This is a genomic window from Bdellovibrio bacteriovorus HD100, assembly GCF_000196175.1.
Taxonomy (GTDB): Bacteria; Bdellovibrionota; Bdellovibrionia; order Bdellovibrionales; family Bdellovibrionaceae; genus Bdellovibrio; species Bdellovibrio bacteriovorus.
In genome coordinates, this window is record NC_005363.1 from 61,294 (window position 1) to 87,549 (window position 26,256).

General features: G+C 49.6%; 25 protein-coding genes and 3 tRNA genes. 20 read left to right on the forward strand and 8 right to left on the reverse strand.

What is annotated here, in order from left to right:
- Positions 1-49 precede the first annotated feature (49 nt).
- On the reverse strand, positions 50-511 hold the full coding sequence (locus tag BD_RS00310) for a hypothetical protein (protein ID WP_011162688.1): 462 nt from the start codon (positions 509-511) through the stop codon (positions 50-52).
- Positions 512-845: 334 nt separating this feature from the next.
- Between BD_RS00310 and BD_RS00315 the strand changes: the two genes are divergently transcribed.
- From BD_RS00315 to murA, 4 genes are all read left to right on the forward strand, one after another.
- The gene (locus BD_RS00315) at positions 846-1,091 is read left to right on the forward strand and encodes a type B 50S ribosomal protein L31 (RefSeq protein WP_011162689.1); all 246 of its coding nucleotides are present in this window, start codon (positions 846-848) and stop codon (positions 1,089-1,091) included.
- 147 nt (positions 1,092-1,238) lie between these two features.
- A complete protein-coding gene (gene prfA / locus BD_RS00320) occupies positions 1,239-2,312 on the forward strand; it encodes a peptide chain release factor 1 (RefSeq protein ID WP_011162690.1) in 1,074 nt (357 codons plus the stop codon).
- Between the two features lie 3 nt (positions 2,313-2,315).
- Positions 2,316-3,197 (forward strand): peptide chain release factor N(5)-glutamine methyltransferase, encoded by an 882-nt coding sequence (gene prmC, locus BD_RS00325; RefSeq protein ID WP_011162691.1) that lies wholly within the window; start codon positions 2,316-2,318, stop codon positions 3,195-3,197.
- Positions 3,190-4,443, forward strand: coding sequence for a UDP-N-acetylglucosamine 1-carboxyvinyltransferase (gene murA / locus BD_RS00330; protein ID WP_038450462.1), 1,254 nt, complete (start codon positions 3,190-3,192; stop codon positions 4,441-4,443). The genes prmC and murA overlap by 8 nt, the downstream gene beginning before the upstream one ends.
- Before the next feature lie 43 nt (positions 4,444-4,486).
- Here murA and BD_RS00335 read toward each other — a convergent pair whose 3' ends face one another.
- From BD_RS00335 to BD_RS00345, 3 genes are all read right to left on the reverse strand, one after another.
- Positions 4,487-5,281: a trypsin-like serine peptidase gene (locus BD_RS00335; RefSeq protein ID WP_011162693.1), complete on the reverse strand. Its 795-nt coding sequence runs from the start codon at positions 5,279-5,281 to the stop codon at positions 4,487-4,489.
- 133 nt (positions 5,282-5,414) lie between these two features.
- Complete coding sequence (locus BD_RS00340) at positions 5,415-6,317, reverse strand: polysaccharide deacetylase family protein (RefSeq protein ID WP_011162694.1); 903 nt, start codon at positions 6,315-6,317, stop codon at positions 5,415-5,417.
- 141 nt (positions 6,318-6,458) lie between these two features.
- The gene (locus BD_RS00345; RefSeq protein WP_011162695.1) at positions 6,459-6,857 is read right to left on the reverse strand and encodes a hypothetical protein; all 399 of its coding nucleotides are present in this window, start codon (positions 6,855-6,857) and stop codon (positions 6,459-6,461) included.
- Positions 6,858-7,117: 260 nt separating this feature from the next.
- On the opposite strand from BD_RS00345, the gene BD_RS00350 reads away from it, so the two are divergent.
- The 6 genes from BD_RS00350 (at position 7,118) to BD_RS00375 (ending at position 13,483) form a co-directional block, all read left to right on the forward strand.
- Positions 7,118-10,015 (forward strand): tetratricopeptide repeat protein, encoded by a 2,898-nt coding sequence (locus BD_RS00350; RefSeq protein WP_144313890.1) that lies wholly within the window; start codon positions 7,118-7,120, stop codon positions 10,013-10,015.
- A 27-nt stretch (positions 10,016-10,042) separates the two neighbouring features.
- Positions 10,043-10,351, forward strand: a complete 309-nt coding sequence (locus BD_RS00355) for a hypothetical protein (RefSeq protein WP_011162697.1) — start codon at positions 10,043-10,045, stop codon at positions 10,349-10,351.
- 32 nt (positions 10,352-10,383) lie between these two features.
- Positions 10,384-11,679 (forward strand): serine--tRNA ligase, encoded by a 1,296-nt coding sequence (serS, locus tag BD_RS00360; protein ID WP_011162698.1) that lies wholly within the window; start codon positions 10,384-10,386, stop codon positions 11,677-11,679.
- A 96-nt stretch (positions 11,680-11,775) separates the two neighbouring features.
- Positions 11,776-11,865, forward strand: a tRNA-Ser gene (locus BD_RS00365).
- Positions 11,866-11,989: 124 nt separating this feature from the next.
- Complete coding sequence (locus BD_RS00370) at positions 11,990-12,802, forward strand: DUF4476 domain-containing protein (RefSeq protein ID WP_011162699.1); 813 nt, start codon at positions 11,990-11,992, stop codon at positions 12,800-12,802.
- 45 nt (positions 12,803-12,847) lie between these two features.
- Positions 12,848-13,483, forward strand: coding sequence for a DedA family protein (locus tag BD_RS00375; protein ID WP_038452044.1), 636 nt, complete (start codon positions 12,848-12,850; stop codon positions 13,481-13,483).
- Here the strand turns inward: BD_RS00375 and BD_RS00380 are convergent, their stop codons facing one another.
- Together BD_RS00380 and BD_RS00385 are read right to left on the reverse strand one after the other, a co-directional pair.
- Positions 13,484-15,433 (reverse strand): nucleotidyl cyclase domain-containing protein, encoded by a 1,950-nt coding sequence (locus tag BD_RS00380; RefSeq protein WP_011162701.1) that lies wholly within the window; start codon positions 15,431-15,433, stop codon positions 13,484-13,486.
- A complete protein-coding gene (locus BD_RS00385; protein ID WP_011162702.1) occupies positions 15,417-17,474 on the reverse strand; it encodes a hypothetical protein in 2,058 nt (685 codons plus the stop codon). Before BD_RS00385 ends, BD_RS00380 begins: the two co-directional genes overlap by 17 nt.
- Positions 17,475-17,592: 118 nt before the next feature.
- Here BD_RS00385 and BD_RS00390 point away from each other — a divergent pair, with 118 nt between their 5' ends.
- The 8 genes from BD_RS00390 (at position 17,593) to BD_RS00425 (ending at position 24,612) form a co-directional block, all read left to right on the forward strand.
- Positions 17,593-17,997, forward strand: a complete 405-nt coding sequence (locus BD_RS00390; RefSeq protein WP_011162703.1) for a DUF333 domain-containing protein — start codon at positions 17,593-17,595, stop codon at positions 17,995-17,997.
- A gap of 9 nt (positions 17,998-18,006) precedes the next feature.
- A complete protein-coding gene (locus tag BD_RS00395) occupies positions 18,007-19,128 on the forward strand; it encodes a hypothetical protein (protein ID WP_011162704.1) in 1,122 nt (373 codons plus the stop codon).
- Between the two features lie 63 nt (positions 19,129-19,191).
- Positions 19,192-19,659, forward strand: a complete 468-nt coding sequence (locus tag BD_RS00400) for a nucleoside deaminase (RefSeq protein WP_011162705.1) — start codon at positions 19,192-19,194, stop codon at positions 19,657-19,659.
- Between the two features lie 58 nt (positions 19,660-19,717).
- The gene (locus BD_RS00405; RefSeq protein ID WP_015089289.1) at positions 19,718-21,754 is read left to right on the forward strand and encodes a hypothetical protein; all 2,037 of its coding nucleotides are present in this window, start codon (positions 19,718-19,720) and stop codon (positions 21,752-21,754) included.
- Between the two features lie 55 nt (positions 21,755-21,809).
- The gene (gene queF, locus BD_RS00410) at positions 21,810-22,322 is read left to right on the forward strand and encodes a preQ(1) synthase (RefSeq protein WP_011162707.1); all 513 of its coding nucleotides are present in this window, start codon (positions 21,810-21,812) and stop codon (positions 22,320-22,322) included.
- 230 nt (positions 22,323-22,552) lie between these two features.
- Positions 22,553-22,981 (forward strand): hypothetical protein, encoded by a 429-nt coding sequence (locus BD_RS00415; RefSeq protein ID WP_011162708.1) that lies wholly within the window; start codon positions 22,553-22,555, stop codon positions 22,979-22,981.
- 99 nt (positions 22,982-23,080) lie between these two features.
- Entirely contained in the window at positions 23,081-23,923 is an 843-nt protein-coding gene (locus BD_RS00420; protein ID WP_038450475.1) for a DUF4423 domain-containing protein, read from the forward strand.
- A 221-nt stretch (positions 23,924-24,144) separates the two neighbouring features.
- On the forward strand, positions 24,145-24,612 hold the full coding sequence (locus BD_RS00425; RefSeq protein WP_011162710.1) for a hypothetical protein: 468 nt from the start codon (positions 24,145-24,147) through the stop codon (positions 24,610-24,612).
- Positions 24,613-24,692: 80 nt separating this feature from the next.
- Here the strand turns inward: BD_RS00425 and BD_RS00430 are convergent.
- Positions 24,693-24,783: transfer RNA gene (locus tag BD_RS00430), tRNA-Ser, on the reverse strand.
- A gap of 142 nt (positions 24,784-24,925) precedes the next feature.
- On the opposite strand from BD_RS00430, the gene BD_RS00435 reads away from it, so the two are divergent.
- Positions 24,926-25,002: transfer RNA gene (locus BD_RS00435), tRNA-Arg, on the forward strand.
- 81 nt (positions 25,003-25,083) lie between these two features.
- Here BD_RS00435 and BD_RS00440 read toward each other — a convergent pair.
- Entirely contained in the window at positions 25,084-25,341 is a 258-nt protein-coding gene (locus BD_RS00440) for a PepSY domain-containing protein (RefSeq protein ID WP_011162711.1), read from the reverse strand.
- 193 nt (positions 25,342-25,534) lie between these two features.
- On the opposite strand from BD_RS00440, the gene BD_RS00445 reads away from it, so the two are divergent.
- Positions 25,535-26,242 (forward strand): cytochrome b/b6 domain-containing protein, encoded by a 708-nt coding sequence (locus BD_RS00445; RefSeq protein ID WP_011162712.1) that lies wholly within the window; start codon positions 25,535-25,537, stop codon positions 26,240-26,242.
- Positions 26,243-26,256 lie beyond the last annotated feature (14 nt).

Below are 26,256 nucleotides of genomic sequence, written 5' to 3' on the forward strand. Positions count from 1 at the left end.
AAAATTTGAAGTTATGAAAAAGGGAGTCGATGAGACTCCCTTTTTTTATTTATGGATTGGGTTGTGGTTGAGGCTCGGGCTGGGGCTGGGGCTGGGGCTGGGGCTGGGGTTCTGGCTGTGGTTGTGGCTGTGGTTGTGGCTCAGGCTCTGGCGTGGGTTCGGTTTTTTTCAAAGTATCGGTTTCGCAACCGCCGTAGATTTGATCGGTGTTGATCACACCTTCAAACGGATAGACGAAGTCGGACATTCCGTCAGAGCCCTCTTTGGTCGTATTTACTGTCAGCTTGTGGTTCAGGCCTTCAGAGGTGATATGAATCAGGCCGCCTTTATCAAAAGTCACTTTGCCGGTCAGTTCAACCGAACCCTGATCCGGAGTGGAGACTTTCACTTTGTTGGTGTCGGAATTATAGGACACAGAAATAAATGGCTCAGTGAAGGTGCAGTAGATGCTTTCAGCCGAAGCCACATGGGACAGGGTTAAAACGGCCGCAAAAGGGATCAGAAATTTCATGGAAATCCTCCTTGTTATAGTGGCTCAAGGGTAGGTGCGCCCGGGGTGGCTCTCAAGAATCCGTCAGGGGCGAAGGTAAAATACAAGGGGCTGTCAGCTTCGGGGAGGTCTGGTTTTCCTGGGGGGTGCAAGAACACCGGAAAGCAATCGCCACCCGCCCTGGATATTACTTAAATATATGTAATCACGAATGTTTGTGTGAACTCGTCGGGCTTCTGAATGGGGTGTCTGTTGCTAAAAAAAGCAGCGATTTCTGCTCGACACGGGGTAGTCAGTATGTTACATCCTTACAGCTTAAGACCCATAGGTTAAATTATTTAGAAGGAATCAGGTCATGAAACAAAACCTACACCCAAAAGTAAATACTGTTGTATTTAAAGATATCTCTTGCGACTTCAGTTTCTTGGGAACATCTACTCTGCACTCTTCCGAAACTGTTAAATGGGAAGATGGTAAAGAATATCCACTAATCAAAGTTGAGATCTCTTCTGCATCTCACCCGTTCTTCACTGGTAAGCAACGTGTGATGGATACTGAAGGTCGTATCGATCGTTTCAAAAAACGTTACGGCAAGAAGTAAATTTCAGACCTCCGTTCGGAGGACGTTCTTGTATGAAATGCGGTTCAATCTTCGAACCGCATTTTCGTTTTCAGCGATGGTCCCAATCCCGATCAGCATGATGTATCAGACCTATCAATCGATCCGTTAGTACCAGGAGCCTCAGCCATGTTCTCGAAGTTAGATGCAGTCGAATCTCGTTACGAAGAAGTCAATATGGCTCTTCAAAGACCCGACATTGCCTCTAATCAGACGCAATACCGTGCTTTGATGAAAGAACTGGGCAATCTGGAAAAGATCGTTCTGGTTTATCGCGACTATCGCAAAAAAACTGAAAATCTGAAAGCCAGCAAAGAGCTTCTGACCGCGGAACAGGATGCAGAAATGCGTGAGCTGATCCGTGAAGAGGTGAAAGAGCTTGAGGCTGAGCTGCCTGATCTTGAACAACAGCTTAAAATCGCATTGATTCCCAAAGACCCGAACGATGACAAGAACACCATTCTTGAGATTCGTGCCGGAGCCGGCGGGGACGAGGCGGCTTTGTTCGCGGATGAATTGTTCCGTGGTTATGTTCACTATGCCTCCACTCAAGGGTGGAAGGTGGAAATGATTTCTTTCTCTGAAGGCAACGCCGGCGGAGCCAAAGAGATCATCGCCAGCATCACGGGCGATTCGGTCTTCAGCAAAATGAAGTATGAATCCGGCGTTCACCGTGTTCAGCGTGTTCCTAAAACCGAGGCTGCGGGCCGTATCCACACGTCTACTGTGACTGTGGCGGTGATCCCAGAGGTTGAAGTTTCTGAAATCAAGATCCCGATGTCTGACGTGAGAATTGAGACCATGCGTTCTCAAGGTTCCGGCGGTCAGTCGGTGAACAGAACTGAATCCGCGGTTCGTGTCGTGCATTTGCCGACAGGTATCGATGTGAAATGTCAGGAAGGTAAGTCGCAGTCCACGAACCGTGAGCGTGCTTTCCAGATCCTTTACGCAAAACTGCAGCAGATCGAGGACGAAAAGGCCCGCAAAGAGGCCTCCGATGTCCGTCTGGAGCAGATCGGTACGGGAGATCGCTCTGAGCGCATCCGCACCTACAACTTCCCTCAGACCCGTATCACCGATCACCGCATCGGTTTGACGATCCACCAGCTGGATCAGGTTATGAGCGGTTCATTTGAGTTGCTGATTGATCCACTCATTGCTAACTTCCAGGCAGAGGCACTTAAAAAACAAGTCTCTGCTTAATGAATGAAACTAAAAGAAATACTCGATAAAACCACAGCTTTCTTCAAAGACAAAAAAATCGACACTCCACGTTTGGATGCGGAACTGCTTTTGGCCCACGGGCTGAAGCTGGAACGCATTCAGCTTTATTTGCGCTTTGATCAGCCGATGAAGGATGAAGAGCTGGCCGTTCTGCGGGAACTGGTACGTCGTCGTGCTTCCGGAGAGCCGGTGGCGTACATTATGGGTTATCGTGATTTCTTCAATCACCGTTTCGAGGTGAACAACCAGGTGCTGATTCCGCGCCCGGAAACTGAACACATTGTGGAAGACGTTCTGGCGTGGGCTTCGGACAAAGAAGCTTCCTTGGGTCTTATTGACCTGGGATGTGGTTCGGGGTGCATTGGATTAAGTCTGCTGAAGGAATATCCGAACGCCAAACTGATCGCCGTGGACCTGCTTCCGGGAGCCATTGAGGTGGCTCAAAGAAATGCGCAGTCCCTGGATGTGGCCGATCGGGTTCAATTCCTGAACTTGGATGCGGGGAATGTGGAAGCCATCATGTCGGCTTACAAGGACTTTACCGGTCAGAGCAGCATTGATGTGCTGGTTTCCAACCCTCCGTACATTGCTTCGGACGATCCGCAGGTGGAAGAAAACGTTAAGAAGTTTGAACCCAACTCGGCTTTGTATGCCGAAGACAGTGGCCTGGCCCTACTAAAGGGATGGTCCAAAGCTTTCGCCCCCTACCTGAAGACACCCGGCTTGATGTTGATGGAAATGGGAATGAGTCAGGGACCGGCGATGAAGCAGGCCTATGAAAGCTTAAAAATATTTAACGAAATCAGTGTCATCAAAGATCTTTCTGGGCATGATAGAGTCATCCGCGGAGAAACACATGGATAAAATGGTCGTCATGGGCAATGGCCCACTAAAAGGTACTGTCGCTACGAGCGGCGCAAAGAACGCTGCTCTGCCAATTTTGTTTTCGACTCTTCTTGCTGAGGGCAACCACGTCTTCACAAATATGCCGAAACTGAAGGATATCGAATCCACTTCTGAACTTCTGAACAGCCTGGGCTGCGAAACGAAGTGGGTGGGTGATGAGTTTCACGTCACGGTGAACAAACCTTCTTCTTTCGAAGCGTCTTACGACCTGGTTCGCAAGATGCGCGCAAGCTTCCTGTGCATGGGCCCGATGCTGGCAAAATACGGTGAAGCCGTTGTGTCCCAGCCGGGGGGGTGTGCTATCGGAAGCCGTCCGATTGATTTGCATTTGGACGGTTTCAGAGCTTTGGGTGCCACAATCACACAAAAAGAAGGTTACGTTCACGCAGGTTCCCCAAAACTAAAAGGTGGAACCTTCCTGTTTGAAACTGTGACCGTGGGTGGAACTGAGAACGTGATGATGGCAGCAACCCTTGCTGACGGTGTCACGGTTCTTGAAAACGCTGCCAAAGAACCCGAGATCGTGGATCTGGCCGAATATCTGAACAAGATGGGCGCCAAGATCACCGGTCACGGCACCAGCGTGATTCGTATTGAAGGCGTGGCAAAACTGACGCCGGCCAAACACTCCATCATGCCGGATCGTATCGAAGCAGGAACTTTGCTGATTGCAGGTGCGATCACCAAAGGACAAGTGACGGTGACCAAATGTGTGCCGGCTCACCTGGAGGCATTGATCCTGAAAATGCGCGAAGCGGGTTTCAAGATTGAAACGACCAAAGATACCATGACGGTCTTCCCTTGTGATCAGTGGGAGGCGGTGGATATCACGACGGCCCCTCACCCCTTGTTCCCGACAGATCTTCAGGCGCAGTTCATGGCGTTGATGACGGTGGCTCACGGGACCAGTGTTATCACTGAAACCGTTTTTGAAAACCGTTTCATGCACGTGACTGAATTGTCCCGCTTGGGTGCGGATATCACTCCGAAAACCCGCGTGGCCGTTGTGCGTGGTTGCCCGGGTAAACTGACGGGCGCCCCGGTAATGGCAACGGACTTGCGTGCCAGTGCTTCCTTGGTGCTGGCGGGCCTGGTGGCTTCGGGTGAAACCGTTGTCAGCCGCATCTATCACCTGGATCGTGGATACGAAAAGCTTGAAGACAAGCTTTCATCCCTGGGTGCGAAGATTCGCAGAATTGAATAACAAAGAAAAGGCTCCTTCACGGAGCCTTTTTTATTTCTGCGAACTATCTTCCAACACAAGCTTTGATGGCTTTGCTGAACGCCGAAGATCCGGTGATGGAAGTTCCGGAGTTTGTATAACGAGCCCCCGCCTTCACCACGTATTGTGCGCGGCAACCGCCGTGAGTGTTGATCCCGACAAGTTCATTGGTCTTTTCATTGATCACCGGTGCACCCCAGCTGCCATACGAAGTATCGGCATCGTGTTCGATGATTTCTGGAATCAGGAAGATGCCAGCCTTCACCAGCTTTCCATGGGACACTTGTTGTGCAAAGTGCATTTGGTCCGGATTGGAATTCGCCGGCATATCGCCGCGTTTGATGTCATATAGATCATTCAAAGCGTAGCCATAGCTGACAACACGGATGGGATCATTGTTCTGGGATTTCTTTGTCGCCATACGATAGAAGCCCTGAACAGCTCCTGCATTTTTGCCAGTGACTTCGTTGGGTTTCAGTCTTAGCACAGCCCACTGATGTCCTATGCCGTCCGCTTTGTGGCGTTCCGTGCCTTTTTCTACATAGTAACGGTCTTCCAGGGAAGACTTCTGCGCGACACCTGCAACGGATACTGGAACGTTGAATTCGACATAGTCACGATCCAAGGCGCACGCCCCGACCGTCACAACACAGTTGTCACTGACCAAAGTCACTGTGCAGCCTTGAGTGGCACCGTCTTTAACCAGGCGGCCGACTTTGCTGTCGAAAGAAAGAGCGCGATCATCAGTCCCACCGCAGATTTCAGCGTGAGCCAAAGACGAGAAGACAGAAGCAAGCAAAAGAGAAACAACGAACTTCATTGAAAGACCTTTCTGGAAAATTTTGAAAGATCTAATGGGACAACCAACAACAAATCAAAAGAAAGATATTCACTGCAACCATTGGCTGCGTAAAGACATGCGTTCCAAAATTTAGCAGAAACAAAAAGTGAATCTACAAACCAAGAGCATCCATTTTTTCTTTTTCGTAAGTGTCGCTTTCGCCGGGATAGCGAAGTTCGGATTCGTGCTTTCCGCTTTCTTTGGCCAGTGCCCAGATCAGGCTTTGTCCTGAAGGCATGTTATTGGGAAGCTTTGTGAAGACCGGATCCTTGAAGGCTTTTTGGGCGTCGATGACTTTCCATCCGCGTTTTTTAAACATCGCAATCAGATCATCCAGGAAAAGGGCATTTAAAAGATTATAGTGAACCAGCAAAGTGTGTTTCACTTCGCGGCTCAGAACCTTTTTGGAAAGGTCATTGTAGTACTGCGCCCGGTCCCACATGTGCTGCAGATAAAAATCACGGAATTTGGTAAGATCAAAGTTGGGGTCTGTCGCAAGCTTGTCGCGCAGGCGTCGGTCCACATACCAGTCGGAAGCATCGATGGTCACATGGCCATTGCGATAGGAGTTCTTTTTCATCCATTCACGAACGGCATCGCGTTTTTCAGCAGTGTCCCCTTCCGCCAGCATGGGAAAGCGGAAGATCTTTTCAAAGTTCTTCTGGGTTTTCAGCTGCTCGTCGCATTGCTGGATTTCGGCGATCTCGTCAGTAACGCTGACCTTGGCATCGAAGCGCTTGTGATTCACCGTGTGGTTGCCGATCAGGTGGCCTTGGCGGGACCATTCGGCCAGAAGCTTTTCATCTTGCGGGGATTTCAGGTGCTTGCACGTCACAAACAAGGCGGCTTTGATTCTGTGCTTTTCCAGGGCGCCCAAGATGGCTTCATTTCTTTTGTCGGCAGGAAGTCGGGTTTCTTCATGCACATTGAAGTCGTCCATGGTGATGCTGACTTCGGCCGAGTGGGCGAAACTGGAAACGATCAGGGACATAAATACAGTGAGGAATGATTTCATTAATCAACCATGGCATTTAATTTCGAATTTTTGAATTTTAAAAAAGAAAAAGGCCTGCAAGGAGGGGGATCCGCAGGCCTTTTAAGAGAAAAAAACAGTCTCAGCCCGCGGAGGGGATGGGGCTGAGACTCATGATTGAGATTACTGAGTAACCTCGCTGATACCAAACACAAAGAAGACGACCGTTTTGTTCCCGAAGCCGAAACCAGGGAGGGGGTCCACAGTTTCCAGCTCAAAATTGGGAGCAAGTTGATGTTCAAGTTCAATACCGCTCATCATAACTTTAAAACCAATGTAAGGAGTCAGGTCGATTTGTGACTTCAAAAGGAAGAATGTTTGCTGGTCAGCCATCGCCAAAACGAGAGAGCCGTCAGCCAAAGCCACGATTTCACCTGTGTGAGTTTTGAAGTTGTAGTTTTGAAGATCGGAAACACCGACTTCTTCGCCCATTGCATTGTTTGGCAAAACACCAGCACGCGCCACCGCGGAAATCGCCAGTACTACCAAGATATATGCTGCAATCAAAGCGTTACGAATCACTACTTACTCCCCAATTCACGAACTAACGATGTCTTATAAAGCAAACCCTGTGCCAATATGAGACAGTCCTGAAAGTGCATTTAATTCGATTTGAGGTCGGCCAGGCTCGACTTAAGCACTCAAATCGGAACCAGGGGTAATTCCATAATGGGTTTTAGGTTCTATTCTGGAACCAGCTTCCTTGACCAAAGCACAGACCTTGAGACGCCCCCATGAGGGTCGTAACTTTTGTCAAAAAACCTTTGTATAATCAGGTGTCTATGTCACGCATTCAGGTCACTTGGGTTGTTAAAACAAGAAAGGGTCAGGTCAAAGGACCTTACTCCACCGAAGCCATTCTTAAAATGATTGGTGAGGGTGTCTTTTCCGGTCAGGAGATGATTTCTAAACTTCCTGATGGCCAGTGGACTCTGATTTCCAAAGAGCCGGCTTTCTACGACAAACTTCTGGAGGCTTTGGAAGGCGTCGTAGATGTCGATCCGAAAAAGGCCCAGAAGATGGAAGCCGAAACCGTGATCGTGCAGGCACCGAAAGCTCCGCGCAACAACACGAACACGGGCAGCACCCCTTCTCCGGAAAGTTTCGCCAACGTTCAGCCGCAAAAGCCGCTGCTGCAGCAAATCGATGTGCTGGACACGCCCGCCTATGTTCCTCCGGCGCAAAAGATTGCTTCCGTCAGCTCGGGTGATTCCAAGTCGGACTCCGTGATCGAACTTTCCAACATCAAAAACATGGAAAAAGGTGAAATTGCCAAGTCCCTCAAGCTCCCCGCACTGATTCTGGCGGTGGTGATTGTTCTGGGGGTGTGGCTGCTGTGGGACACCGGTCCTGCGGATGGATCCAAAATTCATCTTTTGGCGCCTGGAAAATCCACCGCCACCCTTTCAGATCAGCAGATCAAAGAAAAGCTGAACGAAGCGCTGTTTGCGATGGAGCAAGACACGTTTGAATCTTACGTGGCCGCCCAAAACAAGCTGGTCAGCATCGTTGAAGGCGCGCCGATGAACATCGAAGTGCGTGCGCTTTTGTGTGTCGTGTACTTTGAACTGTGGCCCCATGCCGTTCAGGATGCCCAGGACATCAAAACCATTGCTGGTGTGACCCAGGCCACGCGGGCCCTGAATGTAATCAGCCCGTTTGGACAGGTTTGCGAGGCGGTGAAACTGATGACCGCCGGTCGTTACAAAGAAGCCAAGGGCACCATCGAGGCGACTTTGGAAGGCTCTGAGCCGTTCTCGTTGTTGCCAGTGCTTTACGATTTCAAGGCCGAGCTTTTGGCGGGTGAAAAAGACTATGTGAATGCCGTGCCTTACTATGAAAAAGCCGCTCAGCTTTGGGAAAAGTGGCTGCATCCGCAGGTTTCTTTGGCCGAAGCGCTTTATCATCAAGGTGACTTCACCACGGCCGCCGGGATTCTAAGAAATGTTCTGACAAAGAATCCCAAACACAAAGAAGCCAAAGTCTTTGCCGGGATCGTGGAATACAACGGCTTTAAAAAATCCGACACCGCTTACGCTTTCTTGAATTCGGGATTGGAATCCAAGGGTCGCATTCCCTCTTTGATCGAGGCGGAAGGTTACGGCGCCCTGGCTGAAATCTTTGTCCTGCGGGGAGAGAAAAAGAAAGCCCTGGAAGTCGCGCAAAAAGCCTTCGGATTAAATCCCAATAACGGGGAACTTCGTCAGTTGGTGATCCGCCTGGGTGGCACTGACAAGGTGAAGGGTGATAAAGGCCGTAACAACGAGTTGTTGTATCTGGGAGACCAGTACGTTCGCCAAGGGGACTTCCTGGCGGCCCAAGCTGAATTCAAAGCGGCCTTTGAGGCGGATCCGAAGAATGGCACCGCGGCCATGAAAGCCGCCAAAGCGCTGTGGCAGTTGAATCAAAGTTTTGAAGCCATTGAATGGTTGAATAAAGCCATCAAAGCCGAACCCAAACTGGTGTCAGCTTACGTGCTTCAGGCTGACTATATGTCCCAGCGTTTTGATTTCATCGGGGCTTTGCAAATCCTGACCAATGCCATGCGAATTGCGCCCAACAACTATGAAGTTTTGCGTGGACTGGCGCAGCTGGAGTTCCGCAAGAACAACATGCCCGGCACCGTGAACTATGCTCTGCGGGCGGCGAAAGCCTATGATGGGGACATTGATACTTATATCTTGCTGGCTAAAGCCAACGGACTGCTGGCCCGCTCAATCATGCCGATCAACAAAAAGGAAATTGAGCGCAAAGACAACGCCTCCAAAGATGCGATCCGCTATGCCACCAAGGCTGTGGAAATTGACGCCACCAATCCGGACGCTCAGATCACTTATGCGAAGATGCTGGCGCAAACAAACGGGGTGGATTCCGGAATCACATACTTAAGCGAGCTGATCAAACGTTTCTCCTACACCTTGGATTATCGAATCGCCCTGGCGGAAGTGTATAAATCCGAAGACCGTTACAGTCAGGCCAAGGACATCTATGAAAAAGTCACCGAGGCGGATCCACGCAATAAGAAAGCGTGGTTGGGACTGGGTGAAAGTGAAAAGGCCCTGGGATTAAACGACAAAGCCCTGAAGGCGTTCTTAAGTGCGGCGGTTTTGGATCCCACTGATGGGGAGGCTTTGTTCCAGGCCGGGAAGTTATACTTGGAAACCAGCCGTTTTGAGGAAGCCATCCAGCAGTTTAAACGGGTGCAGCGTCTGAACGCCAACTACCCCCGCACGCACTATTATATTGGGAAGGCGGCGTTTGCTTCCGGGGATTTTGCGACCGCTTTGGAAGCCTCTAAATCCGAAAAGAAGCTGAATCCAAACGTGGCTGATTCCTATATTCTGGCAGCGGAAGTGTTCACCGCCCGCCGGCAGTATGCCGAATGTGCTGCAGAGTATTCGACCGCCATGAAGCTTCGTCCGCAAGGGGCGGATATTTATGTGAAGTCCGCCCAGTGTTATCGTCAGTCGGGATCCCTGGATGTGGCTGAAGACATGCTGGCCCTGGCGTCGGCCCGCGAAAGCGGTTATGCCGAAATCTACCGGGAACAAGGGGCCATTTACGAAATGAAGGGCGACACCCGCTCTGCGGCGCAGGCCTACAATAAATATCTTGGCCTCTCGCCAAATGCTTTGGATCGTGCTGAAATAGAAGCGAAAATTATGAGACTGGGCAACTAGGGACGGACAACGGAAGGAATTTAAGCCATGGGAATCGGCGATAAAATGCGTGGACTTGCCAGCAGCGCACAAGAGGGCGTGAAGTCTACAACAATGTCACTCTTTCATATCAGCTTGCGACTGATCACAGGTTTGCTCCTGGGGTTGACGCTGGCTTTGATCGGCCAGGAGCTGGCGGGGTACGGAACATTTGCCCTGCTGTTTGTCATGGTAGTGGTTGTGGCCGTTATCATGAAACTGCTGGCGAACTGGAGCTTTGGTCAGATTTTAATTTTTGATCTGATCTGTGTGCTTGTGGTGATGCTTCTTAGAATGTATATACTGGTCGCGCCTTAGTAGAGGCGCTAGTTGGTTAAAAGGACGTTGAGATGATTGATATTAAACTTCTTGAGAAAAAAGCTGAAACCGGAACTTCTTACTATGATGAATACAAGCAGGGTCTTGTGAATCGTGGTGCTTCGACCGAAGTTCTTGAGCAGATCATGGAGCTTAATAAAAAGCGTAAAGAACTGATCACTCAGGCGGAAACGGCCAAAGCCAGTCAGAACAAACTCAGCGGTGAGATCGGTAAAATCAAACGCGAAGGCGGCGACGCTTCTGCCATTTTGGCTGAAGTCGACGTTTTGAAAACCCAGGTGAAAGAGCTTGAAGCCAAGGCTGCGGAAGCCGACCAGCAGGTGACAAACCTGGCGTTGGTGATTCCGAACAAGCCGCACTCTTCTGTGCCTGTGGGTTCTTCTGAAAAAGACAATAAAGAGATCAAAGTTGTTGGCACTCCGACCCAGTTTTCTTTTAAAGCCAAAGAACACTGGGAACTGGGTGAAGCGCTGAACATCATTGATTTCGAGCGTGCAGGTAAAACCACCGGCACTCGTTTTGCCTTCCTGAAAGGGGCGGCGGCGCAAATGGAGCGCGCGTTGATCCAGTTCATGATGGACAAACACTCCATGAAACATGGTTACACCGAAATGATTCCTCCGTTCATGGTGAACAGCAACAGTTTGTTGGGCACCGGGAACTTCCCGAAATTCAAAGAAGACGTGTTCCATCTGGAAGGCTCTGACTTGTATCTGATTCCAACCGCGGAAGTGCCGGTGACGAATTACTACAACAACGAGATCCTGGATGAAAAAGATCTGCCACAAAGCTTCTGTGCGTATTCTCCGTGCTTCCGTTCTGAAGCGGGCTCAGCGGGTCGCGACACCAAAGGTCTGATTCGTCAGCACCAGTTCGACAAGGTTGAATTGATGGTGTTTGCTCATCCGGACAAGTCCCATGAAGTTCACGAGGCATTGACCTCCCACGCTGAACAGATCCTGATGGATCTGGAGCTTCCGTTCCGTCGTGTGCTTCTGTGCACCGGGGACATGGGCTTTGGATCTGCGAAAACTTATGATCTGGAAGTATGGTTGCCGGGTCAGAATGCGTATCGTGAGATCAGCTCTTGCTCTAACTTCGAAGATTTCCAGGCTCGTCGCGCGAACATTCGTTTCCGCAGTGCGGGTGGTAAACCTCAGTTCGTTCACACCCTGAACGGCTCTGCTTTGGCGGTGGGAAGAACCTTGGTGGCCATCCTGGAAAACTACCAGCGTGAAGACGGTTCCGTGGGCATTCCAAAGGCTTTACAGCCTTATATGGGCGGCCGTACGGAGATTCGTAAGTAAGTCCTTTAAATCCAGGCAGCATGAGGCGGCGACCTCGTGCTGCGTCATGGAAACAACTGCTTGAATACTCTCGTCAAAACCCATAAAACGGTCGACGGAGAGTTGGTAGAGCGGTTGAATACACCAGTCTTGAAAACTGGCAGCCCTTCGCGGGGCTCGAGGGTTCGAATCCCTCACTCTCCGCCATTTAGGTTTCTTCCCCAAAAAATCCTGTAAAACTGAATAATGTTTTCCCCGGAACCCGCTTTCCTATTGCGTTTGCGGCTGTGACTTGATGTGATTCGGACTTCAAAACAATGAGGTGATCACTATGTCGGTTCTTTTCAAGATCTGTGTTTCATTGATGTCTTTGGCTTTGCTTGCAGGCTGCGACAGCGGCGGTGGCTCGAAAGATGGCAACAACAACGCCAACGGAAAACCCAGCGTAAAAAACCGCATCAACTGGTCTTCCATTCCTTCTAAATACAATCCCTCTATTGAAGACGTTGAGTTCCGCGTGGACGGTTATGAAAAGATCAACGTGAACGTCTTTGGTTTTGATGACGACGTGGAAGTGGTCTATTCCAAAGATCTGCGTGCCGACTCCGGGCTCCTGCGTATCTATCGTGTCTGGGCGAAATCGGCTTCCTGGGGTTCTGTGAATGAAAGGCCCAACGGCACCACTTTGGATCTGATTGGTAACGGCAGCTATTCTTGTTCTATAGCCACTAGTAACCGTGAAATCGTGCAGCTTGAAGGCGGCTGTTATGTGCGCATTCAGGTCTTCATGCCAGCGGGTGCCGAAATCGAGGTTTATAACGTCAACAAACTGATGACCAAAAGATTCTTTGCCATCAAAACGGATGTGATGCTGGAACAACTCGACAGAGCCTCCCGGGATGAAGACAAGTTTGCGGTGATTGAAACTTATCTGGCTTCTTATCGCGGGTTGAAAAAGAAACCCGAAATGCAGGCGGTTCAGCTGGGTGACGTGGTATCTGAATTCCCGTTCTCTGAAGGAAAATTCAAAGCGCTTCGTTTGTTGCATGCGACAGTTGTGGACCGAGAAAACCTGTCCAAGATGATTGAAGACAGATTCAGTTACTTCGATCGCGCAGAGGCCCGCCGCATCGTCGGGATCTGATTTTTCTTGCGCTTGGGGGCCAATGCTAAGATTCTGGCCCCTATGATGGAACTCATTGATATTATATTGCACCTTGATAAGCACATCGCTGAATGGATCGTTTTCTTCGGACCATGGCTGTATGTGATTCTTTTCCTGATCATCTTTGCTGAAACCGGCCTGGTGGTGACACCGTTCCTGCCGGGGGATTCCCTGCTGTTTGCACTGGGTGCTTTCACCGTGGTGGAAGGTGGTCTGAATCTTTGGGTGATTCTGATCAGTCTGACCATCGCCGGGATTCTGGGCGACACCGTGAACTATCATATCGGGAAGTATTTAGGACCGAAGGTCTTTGAGTCGGATTCCCGCTTCTTCAAGAAAAAATATCTGGAACAAACCCATGCCTTCTATGAGCGCTGGGGAGCTTTTACAATTGTAGCTGCCCGCTTTGCTCCGATCGTTCGCACATTCGCTCCGTTTGTAGCTGGTATCGGTGAAATGCAATACCGCAAGTTCATCGTTTACAACATCGGTGGTGCGATTGCGTGGGTGTGGATCTTTGTTCTGGCAGGTCACTTCTTCGGAAATCTTCCGGTGGTGAAGCAGAACTTCCATATCGTTATCTTCGGTGTGATCGGTGTTTCTTTGTTGCCGATGGTGTGGCCGTGGGTTTCAAGTAAGCTTAAGAAAAAGCAGGCTTAATCAGCCAGTCAAGCGCGAGACCAGTTCCTTCAAGTGAGGGTTGGTCTCATAGAACACGGGGTCCACGGACTTATAGTGCTCACCCAGTGACTTCACAACAAAGCGGCCGCTGGCGACGAACAGCGGATTCTTGGAATCCAGATATTCCTTCAGCTTCTCGGCAAGTTCCTTGTCCATATTACGCTTACCACTGACTAACAAAGCATCCGCAGACACTCGGTTGTTCTTGGAATAAACAAATCGTCTGAGGAAGGCGATGTCTTCAGCCAAATCGCCCAGAACAATAATTGTGTTGGCCTGAACGCGGGGATCTGTATGTTCCAGACAAGAACTTAGGACTTCCAGCAGGGATTCTTTCACCAGATAAGAAGGCACAAAGTTCGATGCTAGAGAGATAGCGGCAGAAAGAACTTTGTCGTTGGCTTTTCCGGCTTTGTTGGCGTTTTGAATGGTTCGCAGGAAGCTTGTGAAGGCTTCGGCCTGCATTTCGCCGCTCATTCGCACCTTGTAGGTTTTTAAAATGCCAAAGGCTGTGAAGAAAGACTGATCTTTTCCAGATTCAATTTCAGCACTTAGAAATTCATAAGCGGCGCACAGGTCTTCATCGCTGCGGAAGTAAGTCAGAAGGCTCACGTCTTTCTGCAAAGCTTCAGTCACCGTGGTGAAGTTTTTTGCGCGGAACAAAGTCGAAGGCTTGGAGAAGCCTTTCAGCAAAGTTTCTTTCGTGTCAGAGACGGTGCAAAGACCCTCCACCGAATCGGCGGCTTCCGCATAGAAAGTGACCGAACTTGAAGCTTTGTCATCCACCTGACTTAGCAGGCGTGCGGATTCAATCAGGGGCAGGCCACTGAGGGCGAAGCCAGAATCCTGATTCACAAAACGGATCTTACCCAGGACAAAACTGCCCTTTACTTTGAAATAGTGATCAGCCCCTTCGGGAAGGCTTGCTTCAATCTGCTGGGCGGCTTCAAAGACACTGCGCAGGCACGCCAGCGCCAGGGCTTGGGAGTTCTGCTGGTCTTCTTTGATATGGAAAACGATTTCATCCCCCACGTACTGATAGATCAAACCGTTATAGCGTTCAATCAGTTCGCGGGCTTTGATGAAGTACGTGTTCATGATCTCGGTGACGTACTCGTCTTTCTTGTCTAGGAAGATCTGGGTGTAGCCGTTCAGATCCACGCGGATCATGGTGCTTTGGAAAGCATAGGGAGCTTTCTGGCCGGACTTCATTTCATGCAGGATCGCCGGAGTCAGGGAATCTGAGTAGTATCTGTTTTCGTGTTCGAGATACTTTTTTGTGCTTTCGTAGGTTTGGGTGGCTTTTAAAAGTGTACGGCCCTCTTTGGAAAGGGTCTTAATACTGGCAAGCTTTGAGCGATCACGATTGGAAAGAATCTGTGTGATGTCCAAAATGTCTTTCAGGAACAGATAAACGACCAAGCCCACAATCAGGGTTACGATCAGAAGATCCTGTAGGATCAGCCCTTTCATCGACAAAGCTGTTTGCAGCATGATCTGGTTTTTGTCCTGGAAAACGCCCACGGTGAAGCGATAGTCCATCAGTTTGATGGTGCGAATGGCGAGCTTGTCAGTTTCAAGAGTTTGATTGAAGTTTTGATAGTCGACATTGATTCCAGCTAAGTTATCAAAGTTGTTATACCAAAGAACCACCTCTGGTCCATTCTGAAGAATGTAGAAATCAATCAGGAACAGGTTGCGGGCACCTTCCAGTCGGTCCTTCAACTGAGTGAAGTTTTCGGTGATGACCAGCGGAGTGAAGCTTTCTTGCACGAAGCGCATCTGTATCAGGCGGCGTTCGACTTCGCGGTCGGTCAGCTCTTTCACGTTTAGATAGAACTGTACCGCAGAGGCGATCACGTACCCGATCCAAAACACACTGACGATCAGGACAACGACAGACTTGTTCTTTTTATTTTTGGCGAACAAAGCGATCTCCTTGATCCAGGAAGATCACCTCACCTTTGGTGGCCCCAAATGAATTGCCATACAGATCCAGAACGGTGATTTTCTGGGACTCAAGCTGCTTACCGAATGCTGGATCCGAAAGCTTCTTTTTTGCCTGAGCATAGTTGCTGTTTGAAATAAATGTGATCACTTCATCCCGCGCGGCGCTTGGCGCCGAAGATCCAGTGTCGGACTTGGCATTTTTCACAGGTTCCTTACCGCCGCCGTTAGGACGAGTGGCAGCCGGGCCCCGAACGGGAGATTGTGCTGGAGCCGATCCCAAGCTTGCGCCTGCGCCGGAACCACTATAGGAGCCTCCGCCCCCGCCAAAGGAAGCGCTGCCACCAGCCACTTCCCCTCCGCCACTGCCGCCAACAGAACTTTCATTCGCAGGAGCGCGGGAGGCAGAAGGTGCAGAAGTGCTTGCGACATTTCTAGAAGAAGAGGCAGCCGCTGGGGCCGATGGAGCTATGTTGGAGCCATCCAGCGTGATTTGTTCAACCACCCTTTCATCAGAGGCCATGGATCTGGTAGAGGCCTTCAATAGGGCCGCGCCAGGGTTGGAAGAAGAGCCCTTGATGGCAACATTGGATTTTGTCGAGGCGACAGAGCGAGAGACTTCAGAAGATCCGCTGCCAGCTTCCGAGCTGCCAGCATCAGTGGCGGCCAGAGCTTGGGTGTTCATCGCACCAACCAGATTGTTGGCCATGCGTAACATGCCACCGCTTTCAGACGCTGAACGGACCAGGGCCTGCTGGGAGCCGGCCTCGGTAGAGGGAGGTGGACTTACGATGGATTCAGACAATGTGGGAGCTGGCGGAACCTGAACTTGCGCCACGGTCAGCTCTACCGGAACATTGGCAGTCGAGGCAGCTGCTGCTTGCTGCGAGCCTCCTTTGACAGCGGCCGATGTCGCCGCCGAGCCCATTCCTTTATCGAATTTATTAGCGCTGGCTTTGGTCTTTATCTCTTGATCCATTAGATTGGCAGTTGACTGGGTGGCCGCCTGTTCCGCGCCATCTTGAGCGTTCTTTTTCAGGGTTCGGGTCATACTGAAGGGAGTCATGTCTATTGCGGAGATCTTCGGGTAATTGTCGGGGTGTCCTTTGCAGAAGTGTTCAACTGCAGCAACATCCTTTTCGCTCTTCAATCCCGCCCGATGTAAAAGTTCATGGGCCATGCTTGATGGTGATATCACCGCATTGGATTTTTTGTTGGTCTCCGGGGTCGCACCGCTCAAAGCTTCCGGATCCAGATGAATGAATCCGGTCGTCTCATCCGTGCTGAGGGCAGCCTTTTGGTCCTTCGCCTTTTCGCACTTGACCAGCGGCCCATAGTTTTTAGGTTGTTTTCCCAACTGGGCCACTTGCAACTGATACTTGGCCGCCAGCAGTTCGGGTTGAACCGGAATTTTATCTTTGGAGAAGGCTTTTTTGAACTCTTCGCCGTTCAGGCAGTCAGTCAGTTTGTTGGAGGAAGTCAGATTTTTACTGAGTGAATCAGTGAGGCTTTGCAGGAAGTCTTCGGATAATTTGTCCTGGCAACCACTGTCAATAAGGTGCTCTTCAATTCCCATTGCGAGTGCGCGACGGTTAAGATCGTCGCCTAAAGAAGTGATTTTCTTTTTGATCGCAGTGACTTCGCATCCCTCGTCCTGCAGGTTCATCAGGGTCGGCGCGCGAACTCCGGAAGCTTCAAGCGTCCATCGACCACCCGCCATCGTATAAGAAGCTTCGGTGATGACATTTCTTTTGTTGGTGCGAACTTCCCAGCGGATAGGATTTCCATCTGTGAAGTGAGTGTAAATTTCAGTGGAGCCTTTTTTCAGATACCAGAAGTCAATCTTTCCATCGAGATTGCTATCCAAGCGGATGTCTTCGAAATCTTTGTAGGAAATGACGTAGCGGCCAGGTTTGAATTTGCCGGGGTTGTAAACGATCTCGTCCGCCTTCAAATAGGTCTTCCCGGGGCTTTGAGCCCACGCAGATTGAAGGAAAAAGATGGCGGTTAGAAGGTTCTTCACAGTCTATAAATCGGCATAAATGCCCGATTGGTTTACGGTACTTAGATCTGGCTGGTCTATGGCCCAGTTTTGAGTTGGCACCATTCCTTAAGATCTTCCGCTCTTTCATCATATCAATATGAGACAAATTTTTACTTTGCTGGTGCTGTTTTTGGTTCTAATGACCGTAAATGCTGGAGCGGCGCCTGCGCGCAAGCTGAAGATGTTTACTCCCGAGACCAAAAAATACGTCGTTGTTTCTGTTTTGGATTATCAGGGACTGACGCTTTCTGAAAGCTGTTTAAAGAATGGCAAAATGAACTGCGACGCCTGGAAAGCGGCACAGACCAAGTTGGATGTGGCGAAGACTCCGAATGTGGGTGTGATCGGCAATCCAGCCGCTCGTTATTGCCTTTCACATAAGGCTTTGAATCGTATTCTTCTTGATGCCAAAAAAGCAGAGTACGATTACTGCGTTTTTCCGGACGGCTCGGTGATTGATTCGTGGACTCTTTATAACAAACACTTTTCCAAGAAGCAGTAGGTTGAGGCAATGAAGAGACTGTTGGTGGCATTTTCAATTCTGTTCGGAGCCAGTACAACGCTGGCCGAATATGGAATGATCCCGCATTCCCAAATAAAGTATGGAGAGGGCTACGCCTTAAAGGGTGAATCCACTGTGCAAGTGACTAATATGCCAAAGGTGAGATCTCAGGACAGCTTCGGGATCTGTTATGCTGCGGTGGCGGCAGTGCTGGTGGATGAGGCAAACTGTGTGCAAAGTGGAAATGCCAGCTGTGCCACTGCTCCGGATTCACAAAGGGTCTCGGCTTTGGATGTCACTCGGTACAGCCGCGCCCCTGAAGAAGGCGCGGATGGGGAAATGTGGCGTGACTACAAGGGACTAAACGAGGGAGGTATGCCCGTCTTCACTCTTTTGAATATCAACAAAGCCAAAGATGCCGTCAGTGAGCAGTGCGCTCCAACGGATCAGATCGTCGCCAGGGCTGGCAGCGAACAGGCGGCTCAGGATCTGGAAATCGCCATGTGGAAGTCGCTGAAAGATTCTTATGAGAGCTTCAGAAAGAAAAATGCCGAATGTACTGAGTGTGGTCTTGAGTATGCCACTGCCAAAGCCAACGATATTAAACAGAATTACAATCTGAAAGCTTCGAACAAAGAGATTCTGGATGCGTTTTCACAAGAGTCCTATTCTTTGTTCCTGGATAAACTTTTGATTCCTAAAGAATGCCGTAAGATGTCGGACATGATCAGTCTTGAGGGTAAGTGGGCGGTAAAGTCCTTCCCTATGGAAGGTGAAAAAGGCGACTACAAGTCGTCCATCAACAAAGTCAAAGAAGTCCTTACACAAAAAAGACCCTTGGCCCTTAGCTTCTGCGCTCAAGATCCTCTGTCGGTGAAATCCAACAAAGCTTGTGGAGAAATCAAGGACGCTTCGGGGAACGTGTCCGGTGCGGGTCACGCGGTGGTGATCAAAGGCTATCGCGAAATCTGTAATTCCAAAGGTGTCTGCCGTCAGGAACTTCAGGTGCAAAATTCCTGGGGTGAAGGCTGGCAGAAATCAAATGATGACGGCTGGGTGGATGCAAAAGAGCTTCTGGATCGCACCTTCTATGAGACCTACGCTTTAAACTGGTTGCAGCCTCGCAGCTAAACTTAAAATACAAGGGAAGCTCAACTTGACTAACTCCATGAGTCCCCATAAATTCGTCGGCCTATGAACAAAGAATTTATGTTAAGAGCCATCGAGCTTTCCAGAAACAACATGCGTGCCGGCGCAGGCGGTCCTTTTGGGGCAGTCATTGTTAAAGACGGCAAAATCATCGGTGAAGGTTGGAACAAAGTGACTTCCTCCAACGACCCTACCGCGCATGCTGAAGTTTCTGCTATCCGCGACGCTTGCTCCAAAATCAGTAATTTTGAACTGGCTGGTGCGGAAATCTACACAAGCTGCGAACCGTGCCCAATGTGCCTGTCGGCGATCTACTGGGCCCGCATTGAAAAGATCTATTACGGCAACACCCGTAAAGACGCCGCTGAAATCAACTTCGACGACGACTTCCTTTATCAGGAAATTCCAAAAGACCTCAAAGACCGCAAAGTACCCATGGTTCAATGCGCTCACACAGAGGCATTGGAAGTTTTCAAAGAGTGGGACAGTAAGACCGACAAGGTTCCGTACTAAAGCCCAGTAAATAGTTTTGGGACTGCAGTCCCATTCACAAGTCAGAGAGAATAAAGGAATGAAAGCACTTTCATTCCTTTTTCTTTTTTTGAGCGTTGTTGTCTCTTTGTCCTGCCAGCACAAGGAAAAACAAATCCCCCGCGATATCGCTTCTCTTCAAGCCAATGGCGGCATGGAAGGTATTTGGTTCTTGCAAGGAACTTCCTCCACCCGCGGGCCTTATAATGGTGAGCTGGAACTGCGCAAGGCATCCGATGGAACTTTTGATGTGGTTCGCGTGGTCACCTACATCAACTACTTCTTTGATGGCTTGAAAGTGCAGGAAGTATGGACCGGAAAGGCCGTGGCCACGCATGATTCCCTGACGATTTCCTATGACCTTCGCCAGGGTGATTTCATCACAAAGCTTGGCAATCAAAAGCGAGATCCGTCGGACTTCGATGCTCCGATCACGGTGCTTTCCCGCTATGTGGTGACTCCGAATGGCCTTGCGACTCACTATGCAGATAAAAAAGTTTCTAACTACAACGAATGGATCACCACCCGTCGTGATCTTGAAGCGCAACCGTTGTGGGTGAATCAGCGCCAGACCATCAGTGCCCAGGGACCGAAAGTTCCTCTGGTGGTTCGTGGCGTGATCAATCTTTTCAAAAAAGACATTGGTTACGAAAAAGATCCTTTGGTGAAGTCCTACAAAAACCGCCCCGAGTATAAAAACGAAAATCCGTACATCGTTTTTGATCCCACGGACTTCCAGTTCTATCGCAACAACAAGGATGTGATTCGTGTCACCAACAAGATCGTCGATGACATCAGCATCACCGAAGCGGCGGTGAAACGAAATGCCTATGCTCCGACGTTAGAGGAAAAAGCCAACAGCTATGACAAAAACACCCGTGACTTCCATATCAATGAAGCCGGCATGGTTGCGCACGCCGTGCTGGACGAAAACGGAAGACTGTTGAACTATTCCTTTGATGGGGATGCCGCCCTGTGGACGGGAATGTATCTGGGCTCTCAGGCGATGCGCTATCTGAAAACCAAGGACAGCGAAGCTTTGGACAACGTGAAAAAGTCCCTGCGCGGTCTGATGACTTTGATGGAGATCACCAATGATCCGCAGCAATTCGCACGCACGTTGGCGCTGTACAATCCCGCCCAGCCGGTTCCGGCCAAGTGGCATCGCGGTGAAGGCAAGTTCCAGCACCTGATCTGGCTTGAAGGCGGCAACAACGACATGATCAAAGGGATCACTCACGGCTTCTTGTGGGCCGGAATGGTGCTGCCACAAAGTGAAACCGAACTTTGGAAAGAGCTTCGTGCCAATTCCCGCAAGCTGATTGATCTGCAGGTTGTGAACGACAAATCCCAGAACCGTCCGGCGGCGTTGGGACTGGCAGCCTGGCTGACAAATGATGCCTCTTTCAAAGAGCAGTACATCAAGTACTATGACAAGATTAAAACCAAGGTGACTGGTTACAGCTTCGACACCACTTTCTACTGGCATGGCTCTGCGGACTGGAGTGGGATCAATTTGGGGTTGGTGGGTGATATCACCGACATCACGCTGGCAGACCTGCTGGGTCAAAGTAAGATCCGCGATCAGTTGCGCGAACGCCTGATGGATGCCTGGGTGACGTATTCACCGGCGCAACGACATCTGCAGACGCTGGTGGCTTACGGCTTTGCTTATAAACACGGAACCCGTGGTGGGAACTTCCGCTCCGAAAGCAGCGAGGCGCAGTTTAATGCTTCGTTGAACCAGGCCGCTTGGGGTCTTCGTGAAATCCCGTATCCGCGCCCGAATCTGGATGTGACGATCGATCATTCATTGCGCCCGGATTGGTGCATGTCTCCGATTCCAAGGTTGTTCTGGAAGTCCCTGAAAAAGCCGGAACCACCGGTCAGCTATTTCTATCAGGGTTTGTATAACTACCCTGTATTTGAGCTGCAGGCCTTCACCAGTAACTTTGTCTGGAAAGACGGGGCCTTCCTGTATCAGGATTCTCACCGAAAAGGTGTGGAAAACTCAGGGGTGGATTACCTGTATGGCTATTGGCTGGCTCGTTACATTGGCGCCACCAATATCAACTAGGCGCCTGTAAAAGATACCGTTGCTAATCATGGGGATATCTCTTAAAAAGGTCCCCATGAAAAAGAAAAACGGCCGTGATTCCAAAGAGCTTGCTGATTTCGCCTTGGGTGAAAGTCAGACCAACTATCCAGAAACATATGCTCCAGAAGTTCTGGAGGCCTTTGACAACAAAAACCCGGGCAAGATCGCCTGGACCACTTTTGTATGTACTGAATTCACGTCCCTGTGCCCTAAGACCCGTCAGCCGGATTTCGCAAAGATCTTCATCAACTACATTGCTGACAAAAAAATGGTCGAATCCAAATCCCTGAAACTGTATCTGTTCAGCTTCCGTAACCACGGGGACTTCCACGAAGACTGCGTGCAGACCATCTGTGATGATCTGGTGAAGTTGATGAAGCCTAAATACATCGAAGTTATCGGCGAGTTCACACCGCGCGGGGGGATTGCGATTTACCCTTACGCGAACTATGCGGCGAAAGATAAGTTCTTCCAGGAACTTTATAAAAAGCGCATGAGCGAATACGCTCCGGGCAAGTATTCTATGGAGCTATCCAAGCTCTATTAGAGCTGGTACCTCTTGAGAGCGCTTTGCTCTCAAGAGCCCACAAATTGAACTGATTTCACAAAAACGTCGAATTGATGGTCGTTCAAGTCTCGGGCTTCGCCTGCTAAGTAGTTAAAAACATTGCGTCAGTTCCTCTGGCATGTCCGTTGCTTTTCGTCTCTTACAAATACAATAACTCAAAGCCTCCGCTTCGGCGTGCTCTAAGAGTCCATATCTGTAAGAGGTGTCTTATGAAAAAGATCATGATTGCTTTACTTTCCCTTGGGTCGATGTTCCTTGCGACGGTCTCTCAAGCTTCCGAGGTGGGCACTTACACTCTTAACAAATCCCGCTCTTTGTTTAGTGGCGCTCAAGTGTTCCAATTGGAGCTGTCAGAGGGCTATCAAATGAGCTTTACCAGCAAGGAACTGGGTCATTGCAGTACCAGCAAAAAGCTGACGAACACCAACTATATTTATGCTTTGGCAGAAGGCCCTGGCATGGCCGAAAATCTTTGGGGCACCGTTTTCTGCGATAACAAGCAGTGGTTCACGGTTTACCTGAAGGTCAAAGACGGTTACCTGCCAAGATCCGGCGAAACAGTTTCTGGCAGTCTAAGAATTTCGGATTCTTCTTTTGATGAAGTTCTGGAAGTCAAAGTTGCGATTACGAAACACTAGATAAATTCCAATACTGCGAATCAGAAAAGATGAACTTGAGAGCAAAATGCTCTCAAGTTTTCGCTTTACTCCCGCCTCAAGGTGCGCGCTAATTGTGCCATGACATCAAGTGCGGCGACGACCAAACCTCAGTTAAAAGACTATCTGAATGTCACCTTCTTTCTGAAGGACATCTATGCCTTTCGTAAGGCACATGAAGACAGCTTTTCCTATGAATCCTGGGCCTTTGAGCTTGGCTTTGAACATCGCTCCTTCCTGCGTCAGGTGGTGATCGGGCGCAGGGCTTTGACCGATACCACCGCCGCACAGATCAGCCAGCGCATGTTCTTTACCGAGGCGGAGCGGGAGCACTTTATGGTTCTTTACCGCTATTCACGCAGCCGCACACAGCCCGAGCGCGATCTGTTCGGCAAAAGACTGATGCAGATTCTGAAGGACAACTATTATCAGACAGAGGTAGAAGTTTCAGAAGACTTCCTGCGCTCTCCGCTGTTCCCGCGCATGCAGGTTCTTTTAAGTCTTGGTGATAAAGCCAAGACGGTCGAAGAAATGGCACGGCTGTTACAAGCCGATGTGCTGGAAGTGGAAAAAGGCATTGTGATTTTGACCCGTTTGAATCTGGCAGAACAGGTGGGGGCCGGCTACCGAGCCACAGTCAGCAGCTTCAAAGTTCCCAGCAGCCTTGGCAACGAGGTTCTGCTGAATTACCACAAGAACAATCTGCAAGAGGCCATCTCGGCGACCAACTTGCCCGGCCATCTCAGACGCTATAAGAGCCTGATTCTGGCCATGTCCCAGGAAGAGTTTGAGCAGTTCCTTAAAAACATGGACGCTTTCGTTAAAGAGCAGCTGCATCGCTTTGACACGTCCAACGAGACAGAGTCCCGTCGTCTATTTCAGGTGAACATGAACCTGTTTTCTGTCAGCACCCAACTGGATTAAATCTTGAGAGCGGACTGCTCTCAAGGGCGCGTAATTTGAACTGATTTCACAAGAATGTCGAATCGGTGATCGGTGGTCTTTTGGGCTGGCAATCCTAAGTAGTTAAAAACATTCTGTCAGGTTCAATGGCACATCCGTTGCTTTCTACCCTTTGCAAATAAATCAACTCAAGGCCTCCGCTTCGGCGTGCTCTAAGAGTCCATATCTGTAAGAGGTGTATTATGAAAAAGATCCTAATCGGTTTGCTGTCTTTCGTCGCATTGTCTTCTGCTTCAGCCAAAAGCACTTCGGGTACTGGCCAGATCGGCTCTGGCACTGTCAGTCTGACAGAAAAAGATTTTGCAGGCAGCTATATCGTGGGTCGCCTGGCTATTGAGGGCCCCTATTATGTGGTTCAGTTTGAAGTCAGCAAAAAAGGTGATGTGGTGGTGTTCAGACAAGCCAACATGGACCAGGTTTCTGAAAACAACGACTGTATCGGTGACGGCTTTAAAATCGACGGCGACATCCTGAATGTGGGTGTGGCTTGTAAAAGCCTGGGCGGCGCGGTTTTGAATTTTGAAATCAACGTGGCTGGTCTGACCAAGGCAGACCTTGAAAAAGGCGCTTCCGTGATGGTGCGCAGTGAAGCCACCGAAGGTGCCTGGATCCCGTTTGAGATCACAAAACGTAAAAAGTCATTCTTCTAAGAAGTTTGAAGGTGAAGGCGTAACTCTGTGCTTGTCAAAAACGATGGGTGCAGAGGGATGCTTAAAGAATGCGCAAAAAGTGGCGGAGAGGGAGGGATTCGAACCCTCGGTACACTTTTGGTGTACGAGCATTTAGCAAACGCTTGGTTTCAGCCACTCACCCACCTCTCCGCGGTCGGTTTTCTCGACTGAGGATCCAAAGTGCCATAGGCCCGCCTGTTAATCAAGGTCTTGCCCCGACTCTTTTTGTAAAATTATCAAGAATGCTTGATTTTTCCGTGGCCGCAGTCTATCTATACTTCTCTTTCACAGTGCACTCGTAGCTCAGCTGGATAGAGTACATGACTACGAATCATGTGGTCAGAGGTTCGAATCCTCTCGAGTGCACCATTTTTTTCTTTCAATAATTCTCCTTAAATTAGAAACTATAATACGCAGCGCGCCAAATCAGCTTTTGCCGGCCCGTCGTTGCTATTTCGCCTTCACGATCGATCCATCAACCGGGTTGAAGTAGATTTCGACCTTCTTTCCTTCCTTATTGGTTCCGTAAATTTCGTAGCAAGTCCCCGGCTGCTTGAACTTCGAAATTTTGTATCCCTCGGCTTCGACCTTTTTCTTAAAGGCTTCTTCGGTCATCCATTTATCTTTTGGTTCTGAGGTACACTCTTTTTTTGCATGGGCTGAAATTGAGATGGTTGCCAATAGAATTGTAAGGGCTAGCTGTTTCATGTTTTTTCTCCTTTTGATGGGATTAATTCCCTATCGCTTAGACTCAGTATCGCTATTCGCCGAAGATTGAAAATGGTCTGAATGCCCTAAGTGTTGGAATAAAGGCCGGATAGGCCATTTGCCCAATGGACGACTTTTTAAAAAGAGACGATTTTAAAGCTTCAGAAGCGCAGAATTCAAAAGGAGGCGTAAGATGCGGTCCACTTTGATATACGATTTGCCGACACGGCTTTTTCATTGGTTGTTTTCAGCCCTGTTTCTATTGTCATTTATCATTGCCAAAACTGTTGATGATAATTCGGTGGTCTTTAGCTACCACATGCTTTCCGGACTTTTGCTTGCCTGGCTTGTAGTATGGCGGTTCGTCTGGGGCATCATGGGTACAAAGCACGCCAAGTTCTCGGGATTCAGCCTGAACCCCCTTGAGCTAAAGAATTATCTTGTTGGCGTATTAGTGGGGTCCAAAAGGCGCTGGTCAGGGCATAATCCTGCCTCCAGCTGGGCCGCGATGGCGATGTTTGCCTTAGCACTGGGGTTGGCAGTAACGGGTTACCTGATGACTATGGGGAGCAAAGAAACCTTTGAAGAAGCACACGAACTAATGGCCAATGCGTTTGTTGTGATTGCGGCCTTTCATGTGGTCGGCGTGATTCTTCACTCGCTGAGGCATCGGGATGCCATCGCACTAAGTATGCTTGACGGAAAAAAAGAGGTGGATGGTGATGGGGCCGGAATTTCCTCTTCCAAGGGAATTGCGGCGGTGATCTTACTGTCATTGGTTGTCGTGGGTGGCTTGTATCTGACTAAAAATTTTGATTCGCAAAGAAGAACTCTTTCACTGCCGGGACAAACACTGCAATTGGGAGATGCGGAAGTATCCACGGAAGGTGATGACGACTAAAGTAAATTTTCGTA